The organism is Kaistella sp. (assembly GCF_049588135.1).
GTDB lineage: Bacteria > Bacteroidota > Bacteroidia > Flavobacteriales > Weeksellaceae > Kaistella.
The window spans coordinates 1-3905 of sequence record NZ_JBAVFG010000151.1 but is presented as its reverse complement, the minus strand read 5'-3'; the positions used below and the strand labels follow the sequence as shown (position 1 = coordinate 3905).

At 30.8% G+C, this 3905-nt stretch carries 3 protein-coding genes and 1 pseudogene; 3 read left to right on the top strand and 1 reads right to left on the bottom strand.

Features of this window, described 5'->3' with window-relative positions:
- Positions 1-776: 776 nt before the first annotated feature.
- Complete coding sequence (locus WBY99_RS08715; protein ID WP_423975942.1) at positions 777-1220, bottom strand: WapI family immunity protein; 444 nt, start codon at positions 1218-1220, stop codon at positions 777-779.
- 316 nt (positions 1221-1536) lie between these two features.
- Here WBY99_RS08715 and WBY99_RS08710 point away from each other — a divergent pair, with 316 nt between their 5' ends.
- The 3 genes and pseudogenes from WBY99_RS08710 (at position 1537) to WBY99_RS08700 (ending at position 3528) form a co-directional block, all read left to right on the top strand.
- Positions 1537-2925 carry a T9SS type A sorting domain-containing protein gene (locus WBY99_RS08710; RefSeq protein WP_423975941.1) on the top strand — a complete coding sequence of 463 codons (1389 nt, stop codon included), beginning with the start codon at positions 1537-1539 and terminating at the stop codon, positions 2923-2925.
- Between the two features lie 312 nt (positions 2926-3237).
- Positions 3238-3381 (top strand): annotated as a pseudogene (locus WBY99_RS08705) (hypothetical protein); the annotation flags it as partial.
- Positions 3382-3528, top strand: a complete 147-nt coding sequence (locus WBY99_RS08700; protein ID WP_423975940.1) for a hypothetical protein — start codon at positions 3382-3384, stop codon at positions 3526-3528.
- The last annotated feature ends 377 nt before the right edge of the window (positions 3529-3905 follow it).

Here is a 3905-nt window from a genome sequence, read left to right as displayed (position 1 = left end):
CTCCTAGGTCGTTTTCAGTTCATTTTTAGATTGGAGTTTTGTGGGAAATTAAATTAAATTCACTTCGCTTCCGTGTTCTGAGGTTTTTATTCCTGAGAGTGGGGGATTTGGGGATGTTCATGAAGGTTTGTTGAAATTTGCGCTGATTCGGTTTTTTGACGGGAGCGGGTTATTGTTGGCGGGGAAAACGGCGGTGGAGTTGGGATAGTTTTTGGAGGTGCTGTTTATCTGAAGTTCACTTTCTAACTTTGTGAGGATGGTGATGGTGTCTGGAAAAGTTTCTACTTGGTTTGATAGATAAAGGTTATCATCGATATAAAATACAAAATCTAAAAGCGGAATATTTAATTTTTAATTGAGACCATGCGAAAGGAGTGGCTTTGCCAAATCTTCGATTTCGTACGTGAATGGGGGTGAGCTATCTAGCAGAAACAAAAAATCATTAATAAAACAATAGTTTTAATGAAATTGATAAAATATAAAACTTATTTGATTGCTCATTACAGAAAACCGTAAAAAAGGTATTGTAAAATATCATATTTTTATAAAGATTTAAGACTAGTAAGCCATAAGGAAGGAGTTGCGCGAAATATGTTTGAACATAAGATTCAGAACTTCTTTATTTATAAAAAAAAATCAAGACAATATAAACAAAACCTATTCACCTTACGGTTTCCCGTAAAACCAAAAAAAAACTAACTTCCATCAGTGTTTTCTAAAAAAAACTCCAAAAGTCAGGTGACTTCGGAGAGCTGGTTGGTGCTGTTATGCGTTGTTTATTTCTTAATTCCTTTCATGTCGCCATATTTATCAACAATTAAGCGGAGTTCGTCAACTGTCGAACGAATAAAAGTTTGGTCTGAAGTAAATTCAAATTTTAATTCGTTGTCGAACTGATTTTGTTCTGAAAAGCAACCTTTAATATTAACATGTCCAAGTTTGTCATACTCTGCTGTAAAGTCTAAATTTCCCTCGTAAGAAATGAACTTGGCTATCCCGCTAAGTTTTTCGTTACAAATTTTAAGTTGCTGAAAGAACTGATATATTTCTCCAGTCGAGGTATATAATTCTGATTTTACGTAAAAGCCTCTTGATTTAATTTCTATCATGTTTCGTAAATCGTACCCACCCCAATGACAAGTTGTCTCTGGAAAACCAAATACCTCAGTAAATGTCACAGTTAAAAAGTCTGCTTCTCCTTTTATTGTAAAGCTTTCCACGTTGTTTTATTTATTAGTAAAGTTTAGCTGTAGTTTTCATGTTATGGTTGCTATTTCTGCTAGTGGTTGGTTATTTCCGCACGCGGGATAAAAATACGAAAATTTCACACTTGCAAGAAATTTAATTAACCGTAGAAATCTTCGATAAAAGATTCAAAACCGCTTGTAGAAATGTATTGTTTAAAAATCTCCGTTCACCAGCCTTCCATTTTTTACTTGTTGGGCAAAACAAAAGCTTAGTTATTGTACGCAGTTTTTATAAGTTATCGATATTAAATAGTATGTTTGTTCTATTAGATTTATTTTGAAAATTATAATGGTTAAAACTTTTTCAGTCTTATTATTAGTAGTATTTGTCCAACTATTTTGTCAGAATGGTGGCGATTTGGATACTAGTTTTAATCCAGGAATTGGAGCAAATTATTTTGTGAAAAACATTGCATTACAGCAAGACAAAAAAATTCTTGTTGGTGGGGAATTTAGTTCATTTAATAATTATTCATCTCAGAGTTTAGTTCGTTTAAATTTTGATGGAAACATTGACAATAGTTTTCTTTCAAAGTTAGAACCCAATAGTAAAGTTTATTCAGTTGTTATTCAACCTGATGGGAAAATTATCGTTGGTGGATATTTTACACATTATGATGATGTTGAACAAAATTTTATTACTAGATTAAACTCTGATGGAAGCCTTGACACCACTTTCAATTCAGGTTCAGGAGCTAATCACACCATATATTCAATGATTTTACAAGATAATGGCAAAATATTGATTTGTGGTTATTTCAGTTATTATAATAATCATTATAGAAATGGAATTGCAAGGTTAAATCAGGATGGAAGTTTAGATTTAAGTTTTGATGCTGGAATTACAGATGGTGAAGAATTTTCAACGTACACGGCTGCTATTCAATCTGATGGAAAGTATTTGATAGGTGGGGATTTTTACAATTTTAATAATTTGAGTATAAGAGGTTTGGTTAGGCTAAATATTGATGGAAGCTTAGATGAAACATTTAATACTCAAACAATACAAAGTAATGTCAATTCAATCGTAGTACAACCAAATCAAAAAATTTTAATTGGAGGTGGTCTAAATTTTGGATCAGTTAGTAGAAGCATAGCACGACTAAATGAGGATGGAACTTTTGATACTACTTTTGATGTAGGAATTGGAGCAAATAGCGGAGTTTATTCTGTAGCTCTTAATAAGGATGGTAAAATTTACATAGCTGGAAGTTTTTTTAAATTTAATAGCACTTCGATAAGATATCTTGCACGATTAAATTCAAATGGAAGTCTTGATACTTCATTTAATACAGGGACTAGTACAAACTTATACATTCACGCTATTAAAATACAAGATGATGGAAGATTGTTAATTGGAGGAGAATTTACTTCGTATAATTCCACACAAATTAATAGAATTGCAAGATTATTGAAAGGAAATGAACTTTCCGCTGAGGATTTAAAAAAGAAAGAAATTTTATTATTTCCAAATCCTGCTGCAAATTATTTTAGTATTTACTCTGACGAATCCATTATTAAATATCGAATTTTTGACATAGGTGGTATAATAATTAAAGAAGATCATTATTATAAAAATTCAAATATTAATATTGCTTTTCTGGAAAAAGGAAATTACATTTTACAATTAATTTATAAAAATGGTACTACTAATTCGAAGAAATTTATTAAAGAATAATTAAAAGGCTAGGTCAGTAAATTCCCCGCTCCCGCACGAAGCCATTTGCAGTTAAGCCCTGAAAGGGCGTCATATTTTTCAATGAATATCAAAATGCTATGAATAAAAAAACTCCGGAAGTCTGGAGACTTCGGAGAGCAGCGGGAAAATTTCCACTTTTGTTAGAGTCTGAACTTGAAAAGGATTTATTGTAAATTTGTTAGTTAAGAAAAATATTTCAAAGAATGTCACCTACTCAATTTGACCAAGTAATATCATTAATCAAACAATCTCGAAATAATGCTTTGAGATTGGTAAATAAAGAATTAATCAATCTTTATTGGAATATTAGGAGAATACGTTAATAATAAAGTTGAAAATTCCAAATGGGGGAAATCTGTAGTTGAAGAATTAGCAAATTATATTCAAAAAACGGAACCAGGAATAAAAGGTTTTTCGGATAAAAATCTATGGAGAATGAAGCAGTTTCATGAAACTTATAAAGATTTTCCAAAACTCTCAACACTGTTGATAGAAACTAAATATTCCGAATTGGAAGGAAAGCCGAGAATTGAAAACGGGAGTAAAAATAACTATTTACGATCAGTTGTTATGGTTGCCTAAAGAAAAATATACTGATGAGCAAATGAGTTTGAAGAGTATCGCGGTTTATCAACATGTTTGTTATTATACATTTTTGTAAATTAATCACTAATAGGTTGCACGAAAGACCGCGCTTATAGCGAAATTTTCGGATAATAAATTCTCATGGCTTACCTATTTTCGATAGTTGATAATTTCAAGACATAATAAAAACAAAAAAATGATGGAAAATGATTTCTCCTCTCTAAGAGCCTGTTTAAAAATTAAATAAAGAAAAGTTTATGGCATAATTAAACAAGAAAAATAACTTATAAAAAACTGATTGTCAGTTGTTTATGTTGATTATTTTTCGTAACTTGTTGGTTACTAAGCAAATAAGTTATAATGAAAAATTACTC

Bases quoted from the DNA above. Each gene is read 5' to 3' on its own strand.
- WBY99_RS08710 (WP_423975941.1), top strand. From the start codon at position 1,537: ATGGTTAAAACTTTTTCAGTCTTATTATTAGTAGTATTTGTCCAACTA.
- WBY99_RS08700 (WP_423975940.1), top strand. From the start codon at position 3,382: ATGAAGCAGTTTCATGAAACTTATAAAGATTTTCCAAAACTCTCAACA.